At 56.6% G+C, this 21,407-nt stretch carries 18 protein-coding genes; 11 read left to right on the forward strand and 7 right to left on the reverse strand.

The window, feature by feature from the left end; translation table 11 throughout:
• Positions 1 to 60: 60 nt before the first annotated feature.
• The 3 genes from CPY64_RS19030 (at position 61) to CPY64_RS12335 (ending at position 4,666) form a co-directional block, all read left to right on the forward strand.
• On the forward strand, positions 61 to 1,107 hold the full coding sequence (locus CPY64_RS19030; RefSeq protein WP_123794760.1) for a hypothetical protein: 1,047 nt from the start codon (positions 61 to 63) through the stop codon (positions 1,105 to 1,107).
• Positions 1,108 to 1,191: 84 nt separating this feature from the next.
• Positions 1,192 to 1,644 (forward strand): MarR family winged helix-turn-helix transcriptional regulator, encoded by a 453-nt coding sequence (locus CPY64_RS12330; protein WP_240513937.1) that lies wholly within the window; start codon positions 1,192 to 1,194, stop codon positions 1,642 to 1,644.
• 172 nt (positions 1,645 to 1,816) lie between these two features.
• Positions 1,817 to 4,666, forward strand: a complete 2,850-nt coding sequence (locus CPY64_RS12335) for a M16 family metallopeptidase (RefSeq protein ID WP_042488448.1) — start codon at positions 1,817 to 1,819, stop codon at positions 4,664 to 4,666.
• Between the two features lie 89 nt (positions 4,667 to 4,755).
• On the opposite strand, the gene dnaJ is transcribed toward CPY64_RS12335, so the two are convergent.
• The 5 genes from dnaJ to hrcA all read right to left on the reverse strand — a co-directional run bounded on the left by dnaJ (position 4,756) and on the right by hrcA (position 10,973).
• The gene (gene dnaJ, locus CPY64_RS12340) at positions 4,756 to 5,889 is read right to left on the reverse strand and encodes a molecular chaperone DnaJ (protein ID WP_042488451.1); all 1,134 of its coding nucleotides are present in this window, start codon (positions 5,887 to 5,889) and stop codon (positions 4,756 to 4,758) included.
• A gap of 102 nt (positions 5,890 to 5,991) precedes the next feature.
• Positions 5,992 to 7,917, reverse strand: coding sequence for a molecular chaperone DnaK (dnaK, locus tag CPY64_RS12345; protein WP_042488454.1), 1,926 nt, complete (start codon positions 7,915 to 7,917; stop codon positions 5,992 to 5,994).
• Positions 7,918 to 8,103: 186 nt separating this feature from the next.
• Positions 8,104 to 8,694 (reverse strand): nucleotide exchange factor GrpE, encoded by a 591-nt coding sequence (gene grpE / locus CPY64_RS12350; RefSeq protein ID WP_042488457.1) that lies wholly within the window; start codon positions 8,692 to 8,694, stop codon positions 8,104 to 8,106.
• 116 nt (positions 8,695 to 8,810) lie between these two features.
• Positions 8,811 to 9,896, reverse strand: a complete 1,086-nt coding sequence (hemH, locus tag CPY64_RS12355; protein ID WP_042488458.1) for a ferrochelatase — start codon at positions 9,894 to 9,896, stop codon at positions 8,811 to 8,813.
• A gap of 63 nt (positions 9,897 to 9,959) precedes the next feature.
• On the reverse strand, positions 9,960 to 10,973 hold the full coding sequence (gene hrcA / locus CPY64_RS12360; protein ID WP_009459549.1) for a heat-inducible transcriptional repressor HrcA: 1,014 nt from the start codon (positions 10,971 to 10,973) through the stop codon (positions 9,960 to 9,962).
• Between the two features lie 127 nt (positions 10,974 to 11,100).
• Here hrcA and CPY64_RS12365 point away from each other — a divergent pair, with 127 nt between their 5' ends.
• Positions 11,101 to 12,000, forward strand: a complete 900-nt coding sequence (locus tag CPY64_RS12365) for an NAD kinase (RefSeq protein WP_042488463.1) — start codon at positions 11,101 to 11,103, stop codon at positions 11,998 to 12,000.
• A 6-nt stretch (positions 12,001 to 12,006) separates the two neighbouring features.
• Entirely contained in the window at positions 12,007 to 13,656 is a 1,650-nt protein-coding gene (gene recN / locus CPY64_RS12370; RefSeq protein WP_042488466.1) for a DNA repair protein RecN, read from the forward strand.
• 176 nt (positions 13,657 to 13,832) lie between these two features.
• Here recN and fur read toward each other — a convergent pair whose 3' ends face one another.
• Positions 13,833 to 14,288 (reverse strand): ferric iron uptake transcriptional regulator, encoded by a 456-nt coding sequence (gene fur, locus CPY64_RS12375; protein ID WP_042488469.1) that lies wholly within the window; start codon positions 14,286 to 14,288, stop codon positions 13,833 to 13,835.
• Between the two features lie 113 nt (positions 14,289 to 14,401).
• On the opposite strand from fur, the gene CPY64_RS12380 reads away from it, so the two are divergent.
• The 3 genes from CPY64_RS12380 to CPY64_RS12390 all read left to right on the forward strand — a co-directional run bounded on the left by CPY64_RS12380 (position 14,402) and on the right by CPY64_RS12390 (position 17,007).
• Positions 14,402 to 14,902 carry an outer membrane protein assembly factor BamE gene (locus CPY64_RS12380; RefSeq protein WP_196784070.1) on the forward strand — a complete coding sequence of 167 codons (501 nt, stop codon included), beginning with the start codon at positions 14,402 to 14,404 and terminating at the stop codon, positions 14,900 to 14,902.
• Between the two features lie 25 nt (positions 14,903 to 14,927).
• Positions 14,928 to 15,719, forward strand: coding sequence for a 4-hydroxy-tetrahydrodipicolinate reductase (gene dapB, locus CPY64_RS12385; RefSeq protein WP_042488472.1), 792 nt, complete (start codon positions 14,928 to 14,930; stop codon positions 15,717 to 15,719).
• 472 nt (positions 15,720 to 16,191) lie between these two features.
• A complete protein-coding gene (locus CPY64_RS12390; RefSeq protein WP_042488474.1) occupies positions 16,192 to 17,007 on the forward strand; it encodes a sterol desaturase family protein in 816 nt (271 codons plus the stop codon).
• Positions 17,008 to 17,027: 20 nt separating this feature from the next.
• Here CPY64_RS12390 and CPY64_RS12395 read toward each other — a convergent pair whose 3' ends face one another.
• Positions 17,028 to 17,750: a GntR family transcriptional regulator gene (locus CPY64_RS12395; RefSeq protein WP_042488478.1), complete on the reverse strand. Its 723-nt coding sequence runs from the start codon at positions 17,748 to 17,750 to the stop codon at positions 17,028 to 17,030.
• Between the two features lie 136 nt (positions 17,751 to 17,886).
• Between CPY64_RS12395 and CPY64_RS12400 the strand changes: the two genes are divergently transcribed.
• From CPY64_RS12400 to CPY64_RS12410, 3 genes are all read left to right on the forward strand, one after another.
• Positions 17,887 to 18,612, forward strand: a complete 726-nt coding sequence (locus CPY64_RS12400) for an alpha/beta fold hydrolase (protein ID WP_042488483.1) — start codon at positions 17,887 to 17,889, stop codon at positions 18,610 to 18,612.
• On the forward strand, positions 18,609 to 19,856 hold the full coding sequence (locus CPY64_RS12405; protein WP_042488486.1) for an iron-containing alcohol dehydrogenase: 1,248 nt from the start codon (positions 18,609 to 18,611) through the stop codon (positions 19,854 to 19,856). Before CPY64_RS12400 ends, CPY64_RS12405 begins: the two co-directional genes overlap by 4 nt.
• 154 nt (positions 19,857 to 20,010) lie before the next feature.
• Positions 20,011 to 21,372 (forward strand): MFS transporter, encoded by a 1,362-nt coding sequence (locus tag CPY64_RS12410; RefSeq protein ID WP_042488489.1) that lies wholly within the window; start codon positions 20,011 to 20,013, stop codon positions 21,370 to 21,372.
• The last annotated feature ends 35 nt before the right edge of the window (positions 21,373 to 21,407 follow it).

The following is a 21,407-nucleotide window of genomic DNA, read 5'->3' on the forward strand; positions in this document are numbered from 1 at the left end:
AACTCACTCAGTAACTTCTGAAATGCCTGAGCAATCCTGATCTTCAGATGGAGCAAGTCAATGACTACGAAGACACGTTTTACATCCAGCAGGATCGTTTTGCTCAGCCTGACAGCCAGTCTGGTTTCCATGACTGCACAGGCTGACTTGCTAAGCCATAGCGCCCTAGCTATTCCTGCCAGCTTGAAGCTCAATCAAAGTCCAGGCGTTATCAATGTCCTGACTACCCCGCCCGGCCCGTTCGAGACAAGTGTTGCAAATATTGGCCAGGCCGTAGATAACATTGCTCCACTAGAAATAGCAGATACTCTCCGCCCCATTGGGCTAATTCGCGATGAAGCCGCTGTCGATATCGAGATACTGGAGCGCTTGAGAGAACGAATTATTTCTGCCATTGACCTAAGCCACATAGTCGATAGTAGTGGAGTTGAAGTAACACTCGACACAGCTGAAGACGGCATCGATATCCTAGGCAGTCTCATTGAAAACACAAATCTCCCACTCAACGCAGGACAAGCAGCTGGCACTTTGCTGCATGGAGTCAGCGACACCGTCGGTAGCGCAAGAGGTCTGCTTTACAGCAATCCCTACTCGATCAGCTCCACGCTGAACAACTTAACGGGCAGCCTTGCTGCTACAACCGATGCTCTCTTGAATGGCGGCAATCAGCTACAACCTTTGCTTGGTGCTCAAACCACGGCACTCCATAGCAATGCTGGTTTACTAGTCCCTGTCACCAATCTGGTCGATGGGCTGACAGGCGGGTTGACTGGTGGCAATACCGGCACGAATGGCCTTCTGGCTCCCGTCACTAATCTGGCCGACTCCCTGACTGGTGGGCTGACAGGCAGCACGGAAGCAAACGCTAGACTACTGGCTCCGGTGACCAACCTGGTCGGCAGCGTAACGGGCGGACTTGGTGGTGGCAATGCCGATAATCAGGGTTTGCTGGCCCCTATTACGGCTCTGCTGGGTAATGGCCCGGCTAATCCCTCCACGGCCGTAACCGAAACACCTCCTGCCAATACGGTGGCTGCCACCAATGCTGGTCTGCTAAGCCCCGTCACAGGCCTGGTTAACGGTTTGCTGGGCGCTCCCCCGCGCTAAGGATATGTGCATATGCCCAATAAACAGCCCCTGACAACTGAATGGACCGAGCCAGAAGCAAGGGACGAAGTTTTGTCAGGGCATATGCAAAACGACATTGTGCGCATGATGTTGCGCCAATTTGATGTTTATCTGGAAGCCAACAAACACCTGCTGGCACAAGCAGCGGGTTTGAGCCTGAATGAATACAAGGCACTGGAGTTTGTGCTGGAGCTCAAACCCCTGTCGCCCGGCAAACTGGCCCAGTTACTGGACCTGAGCCCCAGTGGTACGCAAGCCCTGATCGCTCGTCTGGAAAGCGCTGGCTATTTGCTGCGCAAGCCGCATCCGCGCGACGGACGCATGACCAGCCTGTATCCCAACCAGGAGCGCTGCAAACGCCTGATTGCCGATATGGATCTGCCCGCGCATCACATCATGAATGCCACGGCACATTACAACCCCAAGCAGTTAACTGCGCTTTACGACTTTCTTTCCAAGAGTCTTGGCCACCTGCGCAAGGATGCGCTGGAGAGACTGAAACATAAACCCAATTAGCAGCGGCCTTGTTTTCTTGCTGTTTTGCCCACCAGTGTCCCTGGTGGGCTTTTTTTGTTAAGCCCCGCTAATTGCAGGGAGCGCTGCCTACCCAGCCAAACGGCCCCATGCTACAAAAGACACTGGTCGGCTTAGCTGGCTTTTTCATCGCTAAAACCGTAAGGATGTGTTCATGAAACTCTCTGTACTGATTGCCGCCCTGCGCCTGCGCCATCTTGCAGGGGCTGCGCTGCTGTCCAGTTCACTGGCTGCCTATGCCCTGCCCGCAGGTCTGGCCCAAGGCCCCTCTGTCGAAGGCGTCACTCAATACACTCTGGACAATGGCCTGCGCCTTGTTCTGGCCCCCGACGACTCCAAACCGACGACCACCGTCAACATGACCTACCTGGTCGGCTCGCGACACGAGAACTACGGGCAAACCGGCATGGCTCACCTGCTGGAGCACATGCTTTTTCGCGGCACGCCCACCCTGCGCAATGCGCTGGGCGAATTCTCCAAGCGCGGTCTGGAAGCCAACGGCACCACGTCTAGTGACCGTACCAATTACTTTGCCAGCTTCGCCGCTGACCCCGAAACCCTGAAATGGTATCTGGACTGGCAAGCCGACGTGATGGTCAACGCCCTGATCGACAAGCAGGATCTGGAAGCGGAAATGCCCGTGGTGCGCAATGAAATGGAAAGCGGTGAGAACAGCCCTTTCCGTGTTCTGATGCAAAAGCTGACAGCCGCTGCGTACCAATGGCATAGCTACGGCAAGACCACGATTGGCGCCCGCTCCGACGTAGAAAACGTGGATATTGAACAGCTGCGCAAGTTCTACCACGACTATTATCAGCCCGATAATGCCGTGCTGTTTGTGACCGGGCAGTTCGATACCGAGCAGACTCTGGAAAACATTGCCAAGGCTTTTGGCTCCATCCCCAAGCCCACTCGCACGCTGCGTCCTGAGTACACGGTAGAACCTGTACAGGACGGCACCCGCACGGTGACCTTGCGCCGTCACGGTGGTGCACCGCTGATCATGTCGCTGTATCACCTGCCCAGCGCAGCCAGCCCGGAGTACATGGACTTGAGCCTGGGTATCAGTGCCTTGGGTGACACTCCCAGCGGACAGCTGTACAAGAATCTGGTCAACAAGAACCTGGCCACCAGCGTATTCAGCTTTGATTCCGAAAGTCACGATCCAGGCTACGCCCTGTTTGGTGCCGAGCTGAAACCCGATATGGATCAGCAAAAAGCCTTGAAGGCCATGAATGACACGCTGGAAGGCCTGGCCAAATCCCCGCTGAAAGAAACGGATCTGGAACGCATCCGCAGCCAGTGGATGACGGGTTGGACACAAACCTATGCCAACCCCTCCCGCCTGGCCAGCGCGCTATCTGAAGCGGCGGCCAGCGGCGACTGGCGTTTGTTCTTCCTGCAACGAGACCGGGTCGAAGCTGCCAAGCTGCCCCAAGTTCAAAAGGCGCTGGAAACCTGGCTGGTCGCCAGCAACCGCAGCAATGGTTTGTACATCCCCACGGAAAAACCGCTGCGCGCTCCTGAAGCCACTACGGTGGATGTGGCCAAGCTGGTCCATGACTACACCGGCAAGGACAGTGGCAAAGCGGTAGAGGCCTTTGACCCCAGCCCTGCCAATATCATGGCTCGCACCGATCTGCAGCCCTTGTCCTTGGGCAAGGATCTGGGTGAGGTGAAAATGGCACTGCTGCCCAAGGGAACTCGTGCGGAACGTGTGGAAGCCCGCTTGTCCTTCAAGTTTGGCTCACCTGATCAACTCAAGAACCAGACCGCTACCGCTGCAGCCGTCGCCAGCCTGCTGAGCACCGGCACCAAGAAACTGAATCGGGAACAGATTTCCGACCAGTTCACCGCCATGCAAACCCAGTTCAGCACCAGCGGCTCCAATGGTCGTCTGTACCTGAGCCTGTCCTCGAACCGCGAGAACCTGCCTAAAGCCATTGCGCTGGCGCTGGACGTGCTGCGCAACGCAAACTTCCCCGAGGACGAGCTGAAAAAATATCAGCAAGCCGTGGTTACCGACCTGAAATCGGCCAGCACCGAGCCCGCTGCTTTGGCTAGCCAGACAATTGAACGCTATACCAACCCATGGCCCAAGGACGATATCCGCTACACGCCCAGCTTTGAAGAAGGCATAGAGCGCGTCCAGGCGGTAAGCATCAAACAGGTACGTGACTTCCACCAAAAGTTCTACGGGACGGGGGATGTCGCCTTTAGCGCTGTGGGCGACTTTGACAAGGACGAGGTTCGCAAGGCTTTGGCCGATGGTTTGAAAGGCTGGCGCAAAGCCCCGACCTACCAGCGTCCGGACGACCCACTGCAAACCGTGGCTCCCAAGGTCTTTGATATCAACACCCCGGACAAGGCCAACGCCTTCTATCTGGCGGATCTGGGCCTGAAGCTGCAAGACAGCGATGCCGACTTCCCCGCTGTCTATCTGGCCAACTACTTGCTGGGTCTGTCTGAAACCTCGCGCCTGTGGAACCGCGTGCGTGTGGAAGATGGCTTGTCCTACAACGTACGCAGCCAGGTGGATGCGTCCAGCTACGAGCCCCATGGTTCGTGGACGGTGTATGCCATCCACGCTCCCAGCAACAGTGACAAGCTGGCCAAGACCATCGACGAAGTGCTGGCACAAACACTGAAAGACGGCTTTAGCGAGCAAGAGATCAAGGAAGGCGTCAATGCCTTGCTGAACTACCGCCGCTTGTCACGCAGCCAGGACACCGTGGTCAGCAGCGCCTGGTTGAATTACCTGGATCTGGGTCGCAGCTTTGAATGGTCCGAGAAGATGGATCAGGATCTGCAAAAGCTCAATGCACAGCAGGTCAATGCCGTTTTGCGCAAGTACCTGAAGCCCAAGGAAATGGTCGTGGCGATTGCCGCTGACCACGAGCGTCAGAAACAAGGTGCTGCCGCTCCTGAGGCCCAGGAAGCAGAGCAAGGGCAGGCACCCGCTCCGGCTCCCACTGCTCCGGCTGCATTGGAAGCCCAGCCCTGATAGCTGAAACCCAGGGCCTGCTCAGGCAGGCATAAAAAAAGCCCGGTACATATGTACCGGGCTTTTTATTTCGCTGTCCCTTGTAGGATTCAGGAGAAGAAACCCTTCACCTTGTCCGTCCAGGACTCGCTTTTGGGCGAGTGCTTGACGCCACCATCACTCAAGGCCTGTTCAAACTGACGCAGCAATTTCTTTTGCTCTTCGTTCAAACGTACAGGTGTCTCAATCTGAATGTGGCAGTACAAGTCACCGGGGTAGCTGGAGCGCAAGCCCTTGATACCCTTGCCGCGCAAGCGGAATGTCTTGCCCACTTGGGTACCTTCAGGGATGGTGATTTCGCCACGCCCTGTCAGGGTAGGCACTTCCACCGTTCCGCCCAAGGCCGCCGTGGTAAAGGGGATGGTCAGCTCGCAATGCAGGTCCTCGCCATCACGCTGGAAAATACCGTGCGGCTTGATGCGGATTTCCACATACAAGTCACCGGCAGGACCACCGTTCACGCCAGGCTCGCCATTGCCGCTGGAGCGGATGCGCATGCCATCATCAATACCGGCTGGAATCTTGACCTGCAAAGTCTTGGTCTTTTTGACCTTGCCTTCGCCGTGACACACCACGCAGGGATCAGGAATTTCCTTGCCGCTACCGTGACAGGTCGGGCAGGTTTGCTGCATGCTGAAAATGCCCTGCTGCATGCGCACTGCGCCACTGCCTTGGCAGGTGCGGCAGGTCTGTGCAGAAGTACCGGGCTTGGCACCCGTACCCGAGCAGGTTTCGCAGTTTTCCCAGCTGGGTACGCGAATTTCAGTATCAAAACCGGCTGCTGCCTGCTCCAGGCTGATATCCAGCGAATAGCGCAAGTCCGCGCCACGGTAAACCTGAGGGCCACCGCCGCGACGTCCGCCGCCGCCACCAAAGATTTCGCCAAAAATATCGCCAAAGGCGTCTGCAAATCCGGCCCCGCCCATGCCGCCACCCATACCGCCCATGCCAGCGTTGGGATCGACTCCGGCATGACCATAGCGGTCATAGGCTTCGCGTTTCTGTTCGTCGGACAGGATCTCGTACGCTTCCTTGGCTTCCTTGAACTTTTCCTCGGCGTCCTTGCTATCTGGATTACGGTCAGGGTGGAACTTCATGGCCAGCTTGCGATACGCCTTGCGGATTTCATCCTGCGTCGCATTTTTGGCCACACCGAGAATTTCGTATAAATCGCGTTTTGCCATGTTTGATTAACGACGTCCAAACGCCGCTGTTTGAATAATAATGCCCGATCTCCAGCGTATGCCGCCAAAGATCGGGCCAGGGAACCTTACTCAGGCTCGCAATTACTGATCGCGTTTGACTTCTTTAAAGTCAGCGTCGACCACGTTCTCGTCGGCGGGCTGCTGGGCCGTACCTTCAGCACCTTCCTGTGCTGCGGCTTGGGCCTGCATGTCGGCGTACATCTTCTCGCCCAGTTTCTGCGAGGCCACACCCAGTGCTTCCACCTTGGCGTCGATGGCTTCCTTATCGCCTTCTTTCAGCGTTTCCTCCAGATCAGCGATTGCCTTTTCGATGGCTTCTTTCTCTTCCGCTTCCAGCTTGTCGCCGTATTCCGTCAAGGACTTGCGGGTCGAGTGAATCAAAGCCTCGGCCTGGTTGCGAGCAACAGCCAGCTCGGCGATACGGTGGTCTTCAGCCGCGTTCACTTCGGCATCCTTGACCATGCGCTCGATCTCCTCGTCGGACAAACCGGAGTTTGCCTTGATGGTGATCTTGTTCTCTTTACCCGTGCCCTTGTCTTTGGCGGACACGTGCAAGATACCGTTGGCGTCGATGTCGAAGGTCACTTCAATTTGTGGCAGGCCACGTGCTGCTGGTGGAATGCCCTCCAGATTGAACTCGCCCAGTGCCTTGTTACCGGCAGCGATTTCACGCTCGCCCTGGAACACCTTGATGGTCACCGCAGGCTGGTTGTCGTCAGCCGTGGAGAACACTTGCGAATGACGCGTAGGAATCGTGGTGTTCTTCTGGATCATCTTGGTCATGACGCCACCCAGGGTTTCAATACCCAGGGACAGAGGAGTCACGTCCAGCAACAAGACGTCAGTACGGTCGCCCGACAGGACAGAACCTTGGATGGCTGCACCAGCGGCAACAGCTTCGTCAGGGTTGATGTCTTTACGTGGGTCACGGCCAAAGAACTCTTTAACGCGCTCTTGCACCTTGGGCATACGGCTCATGCCGCCGACCAGGATCACGTCGTCGATTTCCGAAACCTTCACGCCAGCATCCTTGATGGCAACACGGCAAGGCTCGATCGTGCGTTCGATCAGGTCCTCGACCAGCGCTTCCAGCTTGGAGCGAGTGATCTTCAGGTTCAAGTGCTTGGGACCAGAAGCATCTGCCGTGATGTAAGGCAGGTTGATTTCGGTCTGCTGCGTGGACGACAGCTCGATCTTGGCTTTTTCAGCGGACTCTTTCAGGCGCTGCAAGGCCAGCACATCCTTGGACAGATCAACGCCGCTTTCTTTCTTGAACTCGTCGATGATGTAGTCGATGATGCGCTTGTCAAAGTCTTCGCCACCCAGGAAGGTGTCACCGTTGGTGGAGAGCACTTCGAATTGCTTCTCACCGTCGATGTCGGCGATTTCGATGATGGACACGTCAAACGTACCGCCACCCAAGTCGTACACAGCGATCTTGCGATCACCCTTTTCGGCCTTGTCCAGGCCGAAAGCCAAAGCCGCAGCGGTTGGCTCGTTGATGATGCGCTTGACGTCCAGACCGGCAATGCGGCCTGCGTCCTTGGTTGCCTGACGCTGGCTGTCGTTAAAGTAAGCAGGCACGGTAATCACGGCCTCGGTTACTTCTTCGCCCAGATAGTCTTCGGCGGTTTTCTTCATTTTGCGCAAGATGTCGGCAGACACTTGCTGAGGTGCCATCTTCTTGCCCTGTGCTTCCACCCATGCGTCGCCGTTATCGGCGGCAACAATGGTGTAAGGCACGTGGTCGATGTCTGTCTGAACTGCCTTTTCGGTGAACTTACGACCGATCAAACGCTTGACCGCGAAGATGGTGTTGGCAGGGTTGGTCACAGCCTGGCGTTTGGCAGGAGCGCCAACCAGGATTTCGCCATCCTGCATGTAAGCCACGATGGAAGGGGTCGTGCGACCGCCTTCGGCATTTTCGATAATACGAACCTGGTCGCCATCCAACACCGATACACAGCTATTGGTGGTTCCAAGGTCAATACCAATGATTTTGCCCATGATTTTTTACCTGACTAAAAGATTGATTGCGAAAGCAAATTATTTGATGAAATGCATATGGGGAACTCTGCGTGCATTTCAAGAGCAACAGCCTTATTTTTTTCACTGTGCAAGCAGCAAGTCCGAAAAAGCATTTGAACACGCGTCAATTCCGGACAGCCTGCTGGCACAGTCAGGCTGGCTCAATTACTTGGGGGCCGACACCATCACCAAAGCAGGACGCAAAACGCGATCCGAAATGGTGTAGCCCTTTTGCAGCAGCTGGGCAACCGCGCCTTCTTCAAACTCGGAAGGCACTGCCGAGATAGCCTGATGCAGATGCGGGTCAAACTTGTCGCCAGCTTGCGGGGCCACTTCTTTCAGGCTGTTGCGCTCGAAAGCCTTGTTCAACTGGCGCAACGTGGTTTCCACCCCTTCTTTCCAGGCTTCAGGAGTTTGCTCGGTCTGGGCCAAGGCAGCCTCCAGGCTGTCGCGCACTGGAATCAGGCTTTCAGCAAAGGACTCGGTACCAAACTTGCGGGCTTTGGCAACATCATCATCCGCACGGCGGCGGATGTTTTCCACTTCGGCTTTGGCACGCAGCAACTGGTCGTAGTACTGCGACACTTTTTCCTGGGCCTGGGCCAATTCGGTGGCCAGATCAGCCGCGCTTTCTTCGGGCTGCTGGGCCAAAATCTCTGGCTGGTCTTGCTCGACAGCGCCCGCTTGTGCCTGCTCAGGCGTGTTTTCCGTCACTTCCCCGTCCAGAGGCTTATTGGGATCGGCATGTGTAGCCATTCGATTTATCTCCACTACAGAATTCGTTGATCGCATGAAAATGGGGGCATCTGCCCCCAGTTCAAGACCTGCTTTCGTATTTTGCTGTTCAGGCCCGTAAAAACCTTTTGTTAGCCTTAACGAGCTGGCACCAGGCGGCTAGGCAACCAGCCTGCCAAATGCTGCAGGGCCAGCCGTCCCAGGCCTTCGATCCATTGCGGATCGTCATTCAGGCAAGGAATGTAATGGAATTCGCGACCGCCCTCCTCCAGGAACGCGTCACGGCATTCCACCTGGATTTCTTCCAGCGTTTCCAGACAATCGGCCAAAAAGCCGGGGCACACGGCATCCACACGCCCTACACCCTGTTTGCCCCACTCACGCAACGTGGATTCGGTATAGGGTTCCAGCCAGCGCTGTGCGCCAAAGCGACTTTGAAAAGCCATGTGCACCTCCACGGCAGGCTCATCAAGTGCGGCACGCAAGGCATTGGCCGTTTCGCGACAATCTCGGTAGTAAGGATCACCCAGTTCCACACAGCGCCGTGGCAAGCCGTGGAAACTCAATAGCAGGCGCTCTGGCTTGCCATGCTCGTCCCAATAACGGCGTATCTGCGCCGCCAGCGGACCGATGTAATCCGGGTGCGTGTGGTAACGCTTCAGGAAGCGAAGCTCAGGCTGATTGCGTTGTTTGCCCAGATGCGCGGCGACACAGTCAACCGCAGTGGCCGTGGTGCTGGCCGCATATTGCGGATACAGGGGCAGACTCAAAATTCGCTCGCAACCCGCTGCTTTCAATTTATCCAGCCCACTGGCAATGGACGGGTTGCCATAACGCATGCCCAGTTCCACCTTCACATCGTGACCTTGCGCTTGCAGCAGCTCCTGCAAACCATCTGCCTGCGCCTGGCTGTAAACCAGCAAGGGCGCGCCTTGCGGCAGCCAGATGTCCTTGTAACGCGGCGCCAGCTTGCTGGGGCGGCGCGGCAAGATGAACAGACGCAGAATAATCTGCCAGACCGGCTGCGGAATCTCAATGACCCGAGGATCAGACAGAAACTCACCCAGATAGCGACGAATGGACGCAGCATCGGGCTGGTCCGGCGTGCCCAGATTGACCAGCAAGATACCGATGGACCCGGCCTCGCGTACCGGAGCCTGATCATTGAACATATCGGCGTCCTGCGCTTCGGGCAAATAAGGAGAAGCAAACAACTTGGGCATGATGATTAGTACGTTAGACAGCCAGATGGCCCTCAGCCCAACAGCAGGCCGAAGGTCCATCCCTTAACTGGCAGAGTGATGGCTCAAGGCATTGGACAATAGCCGGGCCGTAATGTCCACGATAGGAATCACACGATCATACGCCATCCGCGATGGCCCGATCACACCCAGCGTGCCCACGACCTTGCCATCCACGCCATACGGCGCAGTAATGACGGACACATCGTCCAAAGGCAAAAGCTGGGAGTCTCCGCCTATATAAATCTGTACGCCATCGGCCTGGCTGGAAACATCCAGCAGGTGCAGCAGATCGGTTTTTTTCTCGAACAGGGAAAACAGGCGGCGCAAACGGTCCATATCCGCCACCATTTCCGTCACGTTCAACAGCTTGCTTTCTCCAGCGATCACCACGGCTTCTTCACTATCGGGCTGATGGCTACCCACATCCACCGCTTGTTGCATCAGGCGCGAAATGTCCGCCTGCAAGGAGCTGAGCTCCTGCGACAAGGCCAGCTTGACCGACTCGAAGGACATGCCCGAGAAATGCTGATTGAAGAAGTTGCTGGCCTCGACCAACTCCTGCTCCAGATAATCGCGCGGCACGAACAGAATGCGGTTTTGCACATCACCATCTGGAGTGACGATAATCAGCAACACCCGCTTGTCGGACAGGCGGATGAATTCAATCTGCCTGAAGGTCTGCGCTTTTTTCGGCGCCAGCACCACACCGGCAAACTGAGACAGATTCGACAGCAAGGAAGCGGCAGAACTGACCGCGCGGTTAGGCTCGTCAAAAGGCAGATACTGGCTAAGGTTGCGTGCATCCGGCCGCTCGAAACGCTCGGCAGCCAGGAGACGATCCACAAACAGGCGGTAGCCCTTGGGCGTGGGGATACGCCCCGCCGAGGTATGGGGGCTATGAATCAGGCCCAGGCCTTCCAGCTCGGCCATCACATTACGGATTGTGGCCGGGGAAAAATCAAAAATGGTCGATAAGGTGCGGGACCCTACCGGCTGACCATCGGCGATGTAACGCTCGATCAGCACCTTCAACAAGGCATTTGCTCTGTCATCCATGTCGCGTACGTCACTTAAAAACACCAGCTCTGCATGATAAAGGGGAGAATCTTACAGCCAAGCCTAGAGTGGCAACTCTATAATCCACTGATCGTCATTATTTCATTAATCATAAGGTTTTCGCCCCATGCATTTCAAAACGGTTGCCATTGTTGGCAGATACCAGGACTCCGGCTTGGATGCGCCCATCCGATCGCTGGCCAACACCCTGGTCAACACTGGTTGCTCGGTGCTGCTTGAGGCCACAACCGCCCAGAATGCCGGTATTACCGAATTTCCCATCGGCGATTATGCCCAAATTGGCGAACGCGCCGATCTGGCAATCGTCATGGGCGGGGACGGCACCATGATAGGCGCTGCCCGCGAATTAGCCCACAGCAAAGTGCCCCTGATCGGGATTAACCATGGCCGCCTGGGTTTTATTACCGATATTCCCTTGAATGACGCCAACGAAGCCTTGCTTAGCGTGCTCAAAGGCGAGTATGACGTTGAAGAGCGCTCCATGCTGGAAGGCCGTGTGGTGCGTGACGGGCAAGTGCTTTATTCAGGCGTGGCCCTGAACGATGTGGTCATCAACCGCGCCGGTCGCGGTGGCATGATCGAGCTGCGCGTCGAGCTCGATGGCGTATTCATGTACCGCCAGCGTTCCGACGGCCTGATTATCTCCACTCCCACGGGTTCGACCGCTTATGCGCTGGCTGCCAGCGGTCCCCTGCTGCACCCTTCCCTGAAAGCCTTTTTGCTGGTGCCCGTAGCACCGCAAACCCTGTCGAACCGCCCTATTGTGCTGCCTGACACAGGCACCCTGAACCTGACCATTACGGCGCTGGGCCGGGTGGAATCGGGTGGCAGCGTGCACTTTGACATGCAAACCTGGTCCGACTGTCAGCAGGGAGACCGCATTGATGTGCGTCGCTCCCAGGACACCATTCGCTTTATCCATCCCAAGGGCTACAGCTTTTTCTCCACCCTGCGTCAGAAGCTGGGCTGGAACCATATCCCTTTGCCTAACGACGAAAACGAATAAACCCCTATGCTCCGTACCCTGCACGTTCGAGACTTTGTCATCGTGGATCAAGCCACGATTGATTTCGACACCGGCTTCACGGTTTTTTCCGGGGAGACCGGCGCTGGTAAATCCATCCTGATTGACGCGCTTTCCCTGGTTCTGGGGGCACGTGGCGATGCCAAAGCCATCCGCGAAGGCTGTGCTCGCACCGAAGTCAGTGCACACTTCGATTGCGAACAAGACATTCAGGGCTGGCTGAGCGAGCGTGACTTCGATGTCTCGGACGAGCTGATCTTGCGTCGCCTGATCGACCAGCAAGGTCGCAACCGCAGCTACATCAACGGCAGCGCAGCAACCTTGACCCAGCTGCGCGAGCTGGGCGAACTGCTGGTGGACATTCACGGCCAACACGCTCATCAAAGCCTGATGAACCCTCAAAGCCAGTACGATCTGCTCGATAGCCAAGGCGGTCATTTGCCCCTGGCGCGCCAGGTAGCCCAGTCCTGGCAGCAATTGAGCCAGGCCCGCAAAGCCGTCGAACAAGCCAGCCAAAGTGCGGAGCAAGGCAAGCGCGAGCAGGAACGTCTGGAATGGCAGATCAACGAGTTGTCCAGCCTGAATCTGCGTGCAGGCGAGTGGGACCAGCTGCAACAGGAACACACCCGCCTGTCCCATGCCCAAGCCCTGATTGATGGCAGTGCGCTGGCCCTGACCGCTCTGGATGGCGAGGAAACCTCGGTACAGCAACTACTGGGCAAAGCCAGCCACGAAATGAGTGCCCTGCTGCGCCATGACCCTGGCCTGCAAGCGATTGTGGATGCGCTGGAGTCCGCACAAATTGCTGTCACCGAAGCGGCTTCGGACCTGAACAGTTACTTGAGCGATATGGAACTGGACCCCGAACGCCTGGCGCAGGCAGAAGAACGGGTTTCGGCCATTTTCAGTGCCGCACGCAAGTTGAAAGTGGAGCCCGAAGAACTGCCCAGCCTGCTGGAAACCTGGCAGGAACAGTTGGCACAATTACAGCAGTCTTTTGATCTGGAAGCCTTGCAAGCCAAAGCCCGACAAGCGGAAAAACACTATCAGGAACTTAGCGGCAAGCTAAGCACGGCACGACGCAAAACCAGTGTGCAACTGAGCAAACAGGTTAGTCAGGCAATGCAATCCATGGCCATGCAAGGCGGTCGCTTCGAGGTCGCCCTGACCGCGTGCGCGCCTCAAGTTCACGGCGTGGAACAAGTGGAGTTTCTGGTGGCGGGTCATGAAGGCGTCACACCTCGTCCACTGGCTAAAGTGGCTTCTGGTGGTGAGCTGGCGCGAATTTCCCTGGCGCTATCGGTTATCGCCAGCCAGGCGGCTCGTGTACCTACCCTGATTTTTGATGAAGTGGATACAGGTGTGGGCGGCGCCGTGGCCGAAGTAGTGGGACGTTTGCTGCAAGAGCTGGGCGCACGCCATCAGGTTCTATGCGTGACCCACCTGCCCCAAGTGGCAGCCTGTGGCAACCATCACTTGAAGGTCGAGAAAACGACTGAGCAAGGCCAGACTTTTTCCTCTATCCGTCCTTTGACGCAAGACGAACGCGTGGACGAAATCGCCCGTATGCTGGGTGGTCTGGAAATTACGCAAACTACGCGTGAACATGCGCGGGAAATGCTGGCACGTCAGCAATAAACGCTTTTGAAACGCAAGCTAAACCACCAGCGCCTGTGGCGGCTGGTGGTTTTTTGTATCCAGTTGTGAGGCCCGGTGGCCTGGATCTGACTGTTCTTTGAATTTTCAGGATGCCGCCCTGGCTATCCTGCCCCCCAATCATCAGATCCCGCGCCTGCGGGCCAGCTACAACAGGATTAACTACGCAAAACGGGCTTGGCCTGCTTGCCCGCTTCCGAGCACTTGGGGCAAATGCCGTACAGCAGCATCGTATGACTCTCCAGCACAAAACCGTGGTCTTTGGCGACCTGGTGCTGGCGGGCTTCGATATTGCTGTCGGTAAACTCTTCAACAACGCCGCAGTTGGTGCAAATCAGGTGATCGTGGTGATCGCCATCATTCAGTTCAAAAACGGCCTTGCCGCCATCAAACTGGCTGCGCACCAAAATGCCGGCCTGTTCGAACTGGGTCAACACACGGTAAACCGTGGCCAAACCAATATCGACCTCTTCGGCAATGAGCAGACGGTATACGTCTTCAGCGCTCAGGTGGCGTTGACCGTCCTGATCGGAGCGGCGAAAAATATCCAGAATCTTCAGGCGCGGAAAAGTCGCCTTAAGCCCCATGTTCTTCAGTTCATTTTGATCGTTCATGGCTAAATTATCGCATCTTGATGGGGATGGATCTCAAGTCCGTTCTGGTTGAAAACCAGCTCGTCTTGAGGCGGTTCAATGCGCAATTCATGCGCTTTTTCCTAAACCCTTATATGATAACGATTTTATTCCTACTGGGGCATTTCGTGCAGAAGAAGGCCAATTCATTCACTCCTGTCATCCGCGCCATACTCGCAGCCAGCCTGGCTGCCGCCGCCCTGAGCGCCTGCGGATCCTCTAAATGGGGCTTCCCATACCGCGCCGACATTCAGCAGGGGAACTGGATCACTGCCGAGCAAGTGGCCCGCCTGCAATCGGGGATGACTCGCGAGCAGGTACGCTACCTACTAGGTTCGCCCACCTTGCAGGACATTTTCCACGCCGACCGTTGGGACTATCCTTACCTGAACAAGCCTGGCTACGGAAAGAGCGAGCAGCGCACCTTCACTGTCTGGTTTGAAGGCGACACTCTGGTTCGCTGGGAAGGCGACGAGCAACCTGACCGCCAACCCTTCGAGCGCAGCGACACAGGCAAGAAACACACCCCGCCCCCAGCTGACGCCGACCAAGCCGCCCCAACGCCCAGCGTGAGCGGCAACCAGCCCACGCTTTAAGCTTTACGTTAAGGACACTGGATACATGCGCATTGCCATTGCTGGCGCAGACGGCCGTATGGGCCGTATGCTGATTGAAGCTGTTTTGAACAGTACCGACCTGACACTGGCCGCGGCCTTGGACCACAGCGGCTCCAAAGCCATTGGTCAGGACGCAGGAGCCTTTCTGGGTAAAGACACAGGTATCAAAGTTACGGACGACCTGAGTGCCCTGGCCCAGGCTGATTGCCTGATCGACTTCACCCGTCCTGAAGGCACCATGGCCCATCTGGACGCCTGCATGCAGCACGGCACCCGTCTGGTCATTGGCACTACTGGCTTTTCCGAAGCAGAGAAACAACAGATTCTGGCCGCTGGCCGCGAGATTGCGATTGTCTTCGCTCCGAACATGAGCGTGGGCGTCAACGCCACGTTGAAGCTGATTGAAATGGCGGCGGCCTTGCTGAACCAGGGCTACGACGCCGAGGTGTTTGAAGCTCACCACCGCAACAAAGTGGATGCGCCATCAGGCACTGCCCTGGCCATGGGTGAAGCTATCGCCAAAACCTGGGGCGAATCTCTGAATGATGTCGCTGACTGGGCTCGTCACGGTCACACCGGCGCTCGTCAGGATGGCCGCATTGGTTTCTCCGTAGTCCGTGGTGGCGACATTGTGGGCGACCACACCGTATTTTTCTGCGGTGAAGGCGAACGCATCGAGATCTCGCACCGCTCCAGCAGCCGTGCCGGTTATGCCAATGGCAGCCTGCGTGCCGCCCGCTTCCTGGGCGATAAAAGCACTGGCCTGTACAACATGCAGGACGTGCTGGGCCTGTAAGTTCCTGACTTGCAAACGCTCTGATCAAAAGCCGGCTTTCGAGCCGGCTTTTTTTATCTCCGCTTAACAAAGCCTCCTCCTGTTGGACTACTTGCCGAAAGTGGCTGCGCTGGATTGATCTGGCCAGCACCTATTTCTTTGCCTGTGTCCCTGCCCTTTACCTTGTTTTTTCCTTTACCTGTCCCTTCATCTCCTGCCCCAGCCTGGGTCCAGTGTGTCCCGTCCTGCCTCCTCCCGCCTCGCCTCACCGCAAAAAAAAAGCAGCTCCAAGCTCGCCAGTAAAACTGCACAGCCAGTCCTGAGCCTGGCCTGAAAACTGCTCCACCCAGCGCTACAGCGGCTTCACCCCTTAAGTCGCCCCCTTGCCACATTTCCTCCCCCCCTGTTTTCCCTGCTTGACGCAGAAAAAAATATCACTAATATGTCAGTTGGATATTTAAAGAATAAACCTTTTCCGCAGGAGACAACCGACATGATGAGCGAACGCCAACGCAAGTTCCGAGAGGACTACAAATCCAATATCAGCCCCGCCTACAACGGCATTGTTCACGTTGTTGTGACCTACATCGTGGGTCTGGCAGCGATTTACTACAGCATCACCCAGCTAGGTCCGGTAGGTTGGGAATGGCTGATTGTGATTCCCGTTTTTCTGGCGGGTAATTTTGTTGAATGGGCCATGCACCGTTATGTGATGCACCGACGCATCAACATCATTGGTTTGCGGGAAATCTACGAACGCCACACCCGCCAGCATCATCAGTACTTCACCGACAACGAAGCCACGATTGATTCCAGCAAGGAGTTCCGGATTGTGTTTTTCCCCTGGCGCGTTCTGGCAACGCTGGGCGTAGGCGGCGGGATTCTGGGCTGGCTGGCTGCCACCATCATCAACCCCAATGCAGGCTATTTTGTGTTCATGACCATGGTGGCGCAGTACCTGGTGTACGAGGCCTTTCACTACTGCTGTCACGTGCATGAGAACAGCTTCGTGCGCAATATGCCCTTCATCAACACCATTCGCCGCCACCATACGGCCCACCACAATCAGGGCATCATGATGAAGTACAACATGAACCTGACTTTCCCCATTGCGGACTGGGCCATGGGCACCACGGATCTGCGTCGCGGCCTGCTTGGCCACCTGTTCAATGGCTATAGCGAAAAGCACGTCAAGGAAGAACTCAAGCCCATCATCCGCCGCTTCCGCTTTGAGGATACTGGCGACACCACGGACGGCCCGGCCCTGAAACAAGAAGAGGCCCACGCCCTGGAGCGGGGCCTGGCCTAGCCAAGACCCTGACTCTGTATTTACAGGCTGGAAATCAGAGTGGTGCGGGCGAGTTCTTCAATGTAGTCCATCAAAAGGTCCAGGCTTTGACCCGCCTGGTCCATATCGCCCCCGGCAATGGACATGGCCAAGTTGGCATGCAGTCTGCCCATCTGCGTCAAATCCGGATTTTGCTGATAGTGGCAGAACCAGAAACGGCGAGACAGACCATGGGTCAGACGCATCGCTGCCTCGGCAAACTCATTGCGAGCCGCCTCGATTTCCAGCTCATTCAACCGTCGATCTGCCCGGATAAAACTGACTTCATCGTTCTGGGTGGCGGCTTCCAGGAAAGCATCATGCAAGCTCTTGAATTGCTCGCGCTGATCTCGTGTCGCCCGTTTGGCCGCACTACGGCAGATCAGACGTTCGATCTCCCGTCGCGTCTCGATCAGCCGCAACTGCTTGGGCATGTCCAGCTCTGGAATCAACAGCCCGCGCTGCGGCAAGACCAGCATCAAATGTTCGCGTGCCAGCCGTTGAATGGCCTCCCGAATCGGCGTGCGGCCAATCTCGAACATCTGGCTCAAAGTCAGCTCGGACACAATGCTGCCCGGCGGCAACTTCAAGGTAATGATGGCTTCTTCCAAACGCTCGTAAGCAATGTCCGTAAGTTTGGGCTTGGGTTCCGTCAAGGCCTTGATATCCAAGGCCTCATCGTGAGCCTGCCCTTTTCCCGCTACCTTCCGCTTGCTTGTGACCATGCTAAGCCTGCCTTTAAAACGCAGCGTTTGCTGCTGACACCCCAACTCTGACGCCTGCCCTGGCCTTGCAAGTACACGGCCGGAGCTGGGCAACAGCCTCATATCTTAGTTGTATTTATCTACTCCAGGAAGCCACATGAGCATTGCCTGCGATTCAAAACAAGCGGCCATCATTGCCGTGCATGGGATTCAGGGCACCCATCGCAGCTGGTTGCCCGTGGCCCAAGCCAGCTCGGGTTTGATGTCCTGGCACACCCCGGACTTACGAGGCCGAGGCGACGCATTTCATGGTTCCAGCCAGGAAGATTACGGGCTGGACGGCTTTGTGCACGATCTGCGCGCCAGCATTCAAGCCCTGCCCGAACACACCCCTTATGCCCTGGCAGGCTGGAGCCTGGGCGTCTCGATCGTGCTGCAAACCTGTCTGACGCTGCTGGATGAACAGGCCCCACTACCGAAAGCCCTGGTGTTGTTATCGGGCACAGCCAGCCTGAATCAGACCCAATGGTTCAAGGCCCAGGACACGCCTGCCTTGCTGCAAGAAATTGCAGAACGAGAGCGGCGCCTGGGCCTGCTGGAAGCCGCCGGTCATCAGGACGTGGCCTGGACCTGGCTGGCGAATCGGCATCACGACCTGTACGCACAGCTACCCCGTATTTCCCTCCCCTCTTTGATCATCCATGGCGAGCAGGATCAGGACTGCCCCATTGAACACGCCCACCAGTTGGCGCAGGCACTGCCGCAAGCCACCTTGCACAGCCTGCCTGATGCGGGCCACAGCATTCTGGGCTCGCACACTGAACTGATCGCCTCATTGATAGACCCCTTCTGCTCCCTACACACCGCAAGGACTTCCGTATGAACAAACATGTTTTCTTTTGCCCACCGCCCCGCACCTTGATGGGACGCGGCTGCCGCCATGAACTGCCTGCCTTGATTGCGCACTTGGGCTGGCGTCGCGGCTTATTGGTTACCGACCGCTTTTTCACCATTCAAACTACCTGGGTTCAGGACCACATCGCCGCCTGTAGAGAGTTGGGGATTGAGGTCGTGGTTTTTGATGGTGGCGAGCCAGATCCTTCCACCACTTTATGCGATCAGGCCACACTACAAGTACGTGCCCACCTAGCGGATCACCCTATAGATTTCGTACTGGCTTTGGGCGGCGGCAGCAATATAGATCTGGCCAAAGCATTGTGTCTGACCGTCCCCACCGGGGAGTCCATACGCGCCTACAGCGGCACCTGGCCAGCACACACCCAGCCCCTGCCCTTGATCGCCTTGCCCACCACCTCCGGCACAGGATCAGAAGCAACACCGGGAGCCATTCTGGTCGACCCCGACAATGCCACCAAAATCGCCGTCATGGACAATGCGCTGCGCCCCGCCATTGCGGTTATCGATCCGGAACTCAGCGATAGCTGCCCACCGCGCGTCACTGCCGACGCCGGTATTGATGCCCTGACCCACGCAATTGAATCCTTCGTGACTCAGGACGCCAGCCTGTTTGATCGGGGCGGCAGCCCGGACCCTGGTTATAGCGGCCGATCCAGCCTGACCATGATGTTTGCGCGCGAGTCCATACGCCTGTGCGGCCAGTACATGCTGCGAGCCTATCGCGACGGCACGGACACTGAAGCCCGTGATGGCATGGCCAGCGCCAGCTACTATGCGGCCCTGTCCTACGGCACGGCGGGCCTGAACGCGGTGCATGGTATTGCCTACGCACTGGCAGGTTTGACGCATCAATCCCACGGCACTACCAATGCCGTACTGCTGCCCTACGTTCTGGACGAACTGCGCGAAACCCGTGCCACCGAACTGCTGGAAGTCGCCCAACTACTGGGCATACCGGCTGGCAAACCAGAGGACACCTTGCTGGCGCTGCCCGCCCATGTGCGTTCGCTGGTGGAGCTGTTGGACATCCCCTCTGACCTGAGCCAATGCGGCGTGCAGGAGCATCAGCTGGAGCGCTTGTTGAGCGATGCCCTGCAAGTGAGCCGTCTTGCCAAAGCCTTCCCGGTTGCAGACTGCGCCAGCGCCTATCAACGCATTATTCAACACGCTTTTGAAGGCACTTTAGCCGGAGCAATCACCCACAATTAATTAGTCAGCTAAGTACATACCATTATTTAATCTTAAAATAGATACCACTAGTATCCATGTAATATATCAGTAAAAGAAAAAAGCCTGCCTTGACCTGACGGCAGGTCACTTATACATAAAACCCGCCACAAGAGCGGACCAACAGGAGACACCAATGACAGCCGTATCCCCCAATGTGGCCAATCGCCTGGAGCGATTACCCATGACACGCTATCAACGCATGCTGTTCGGTATTATCGCGACCGCCTGGTTCTTTGATTCCATGGACCTGGGCATCATGACTTTTGTTTTAGGTTCCATCAAAGCAGAAATGGGGCTCAGCACCGCGCAGGCGGGGATGCTGGCCAGCTCCAGCTTTTTAGGCATGTTTTTGGGAGCTGCCATTGCGGGCATGCTGGCAGACAAGTACGGGCGCAAACCCGTCTTTCAATGGAGCATGATTTTTTGGGGCGTAGGCAGCCTGGCCTGTGGCCTGTCCCAAAACGTCGAGCAGTTGATGGCGTTTCGGGTGCTGCTGGGGTTTGGCATGGGGATGGAGTTTCCCATCGGTCTGGCCATGGTCTCGGAGATTGTGCCCGCTAAAAGTCGCGGTCGATATATTGCGATTCTGGAAGGCTTCTGGCCGCTGGGCTTTATCAGCGCCGGGATTCTGACATATCTGAGTCTGGACTATATAGGCTGGCGCGGAATCTTCATCGCCCTGTCTATTCCAGCCCTGTTTGTGTTTGTGATTCGCCGCTGGGTTCCTGAATCCCCCCGCTGGCTGGAAGAGGCAGGCCACAACGACCGCGCCGAACAGGTCACAACGGCTTTTGAACACAAAGTTATTCAGGCCAACGGCGGCCAGGCTCTGCCCTCCCCCCTGCCTCCCACCCCTTGCGAGAAGCTGAAACGTGGCGCGCTGTTTGCCCAGCTTTGGCAAGGCCAATACGCCCGTCGCACCCTGATGTTGTGGATGCTGTGGTTCTTCTCCTTGCTGGGCTACTACGGTCTGACCACCTGGCTGGGCGCACTGCTGCAACAAGCCGGATATGAAGTCACCAAGTCCGTTACCTACACCATTTATATTTCTTTGGCCGGTATCCCAGGCTTCATCTTCTCGGCCTGGTTGCTGGAGAAATGGGGTCGCAAGGCAACCATGGTCTTGATGCTGTTCGGTAGCGCCGGCTGTGCCTTTATCTATGGCCACGTCGCCACCAGTCAGGCGCCTGTTGCTCAACTGATTGGCGCTGGTTTGTGCATGCAGTTCTTCATGTTTGGCATGTGGTCGGTTTTGTATGCCTACACCCCCGAGCTGTACCCCACACGCACACGCAGCACAGGCGCCGGCTTTGCCTCTTCCATTGGCCGACTGGGTTCCTTGTTCGGACCGTTGCTGGTGGGCTTTATCCTGCCCTGGACCGGGCATTCAGGCGTTTTCACCTTAGGCGCTATTTCCTTCTCCATTGCTGCTTTGGTGGTGATCGCTCTGGGCGTGGAAACCAAGGGGCGTTCGCTGGAGGAAGTTTCGGCTTAAGACACTGATTCAATTGATGATTGGTTTATATAAAA

Source organism: Alcaligenes faecalis (genome assembly GCF_002443155.1).
Classification (GTDB): Bacteria; Pseudomonadota; Gammaproteobacteria; order Burkholderiales; family Burkholderiaceae_B; genus Alcaligenes; species Alcaligenes faecalis.

Coding starts and splice junctions, on each gene's coding strand:
- CPY64_RS19030 (WP_123794760.1), top strand. CDS start 61: ATGACTACGAAGACACGTTTTACATCCAGCAGGATCGTTTTGCTCAGC.
- CPY64_RS12330 (WP_240513937.1), top strand. CDS start 1,192: ATGCAAAACGACATTGTGCGCATGATGTTGCGCCAATTTGATGTTTAT.
- CPY64_RS12335 (WP_042488448.1), top strand. CDS start 1,817: ATGAAACTCTCTGTACTGATTGCCGCCCTGCGCCTGCGCCATCTTGCA.
- dnaJ (WP_042488451.1), bottom strand. CDS start 5,889: ATGGCAAAACGCGATTTATACGAAATTCTCGGTGTGGCCAAAAATGCG.
- dnaK (WP_042488454.1), bottom strand. CDS start 7,917: ATGGGCAAAATCATTGGTATTGACCTTGGAACCACCAATAGCTGTGTA.
- grpE (WP_042488457.1), bottom strand. CDS start 8,694: ATGGCTACACATGCCGATCCCAATAAGCCTCTGGACGGGGAAGTGACG.
- hemH (WP_042488458.1), bottom strand. CDS start 9,896: ATGCCCAAGTTGTTTGCTTCTCCTTATTTGCCCGAAGCGCAGGACGCC.
- hrcA (WP_009459549.1), bottom strand. CDS start 10,973: ATGGATGACAGAGCAAATGCCTTGTTGAAGGTGCTGATCGAGCGTTAC.
- CPY64_RS12365 (WP_042488463.1), top strand. CDS start 11,101: ATGCATTTCAAAACGGTTGCCATTGTTGGCAGATACCAGGACTCCGGC.
- recN (WP_042488466.1), top strand. CDS start 12,007: ATGCTCCGTACCCTGCACGTTCGAGACTTTGTCATCGTGGATCAAGCC.
- fur (WP_042488469.1), bottom strand. CDS start 14,288: ATGAACGATCAAAATGAACTGAAGAACATGGGGCTTAAGGCGACTTTT.
- CPY64_RS12380 (WP_196784070.1), top strand. CDS start 14,402: ATGATAACGATTTTATTCCTACTGGGGCATTTCGTGCAGAAGAAGGCC.
- dapB (WP_042488472.1), top strand. CDS start 14,928: ATGCGCATTGCCATTGCTGGCGCAGACGGCCGTATGGGCCGTATGCTG.
- CPY64_RS12390 (WP_042488474.1), top strand. CDS start 16,192: ATGATGAGCGAACGCCAACGCAAGTTCCGAGAGGACTACAAATCCAAT.
- CPY64_RS12395 (WP_042488478.1), bottom strand. CDS start 17,750: ATGGTCACAAGCAAGCGGAAGGTAGCGGGAAAAGGGCAGGCTCACGAT.
- CPY64_RS12400 (WP_042488483.1), top strand. CDS start 17,887: ATGAGCATTGCCTGCGATTCAAAACAAGCGGCCATCATTGCCGTGCAT.
- CPY64_RS12405 (WP_042488486.1), top strand. CDS start 18,609: ATGAACAAACATGTTTTCTTTTGCCCACCGCCCCGCACCTTGATGGGA.
- CPY64_RS12410 (WP_042488489.1), top strand. CDS start 20,011: ATGACAGCCGTATCCCCCAATGTGGCCAATCGCCTGGAGCGATTACCC.